The sequence below is a fragment of the Clostridium boliviensis genome, assembly GCF_033342255.1.
GTDB lineage: Bacteria > Bacillota > Clostridia > Lachnospirales > Lachnospiraceae > Lacrimispora > Lacrimispora boliviensis.
In genome coordinates, this window is sequence record NZ_JAWONS010000239.1 from 1 (window position 1) to 590 (window position 590).

Genomic DNA, 590 nt, shown 5'->3' on the forward strand with positions numbered 1-590 from the left:
GATCGGCAGGACAATGATCCCGACCATGATCAGGGCCCCGGTTCCCATCAATCCGATAAAACAGAAGAGGATGGCCAGGAAACAGAGGACGGTAATGGTGAAGGGATTGTCCCCGCCCAGCTCCGCCGCCAGCTTCACGATCGATTCGGCGATCCGCGATTTCGCGATGATCTGCCCCAGAATGGCCGCGAGGAAGACGGGGAAAATGGCTTCGCTCAGGAGGAAGATCCCCTCCCCGAAAACCTGATTGTTGATCTTCTCCAGGGAAACCCCCGCCGCCAGGGCAAAGGCCAGACCCATCAGCGGCAGGGCGACCACAGCCGAAATCTTTCGCAACATCATGAGCAGGGTGAAGATTACGAAAATCGACAGGATGAGCAGAGTCGTCATCCTTCAACCCCCCTTCTCCGGTTTATCCTCCGCCGGTCTTTCGGAAACTCGCATCCTTCAAGGTGCCGTCAAAGCCTCGCCCCCTGTTCCTTAAGCATTTGCTGCAGCCGCTTGACGTCGACCTCCCGAGCATCCCCCAACCCCTCCCGGAGGGCAAGGGCCGCAGCGGTGCCGCCGGCTTGACCCAGGGCCATGCCGGT

General features: G+C 59.8%; 1 pseudogene. It reads right to left on the bottom strand.

Annotation, left to right across the window (positions count from 1 at the left end):
- Nucleotides 1–390 (bottom strand): annotated as a pseudogene (locus RZO55_RS14725) (hypothetical protein); the annotation flags it as partial.
- Nucleotides 391–590: the final 200 nt, after the last annotated feature.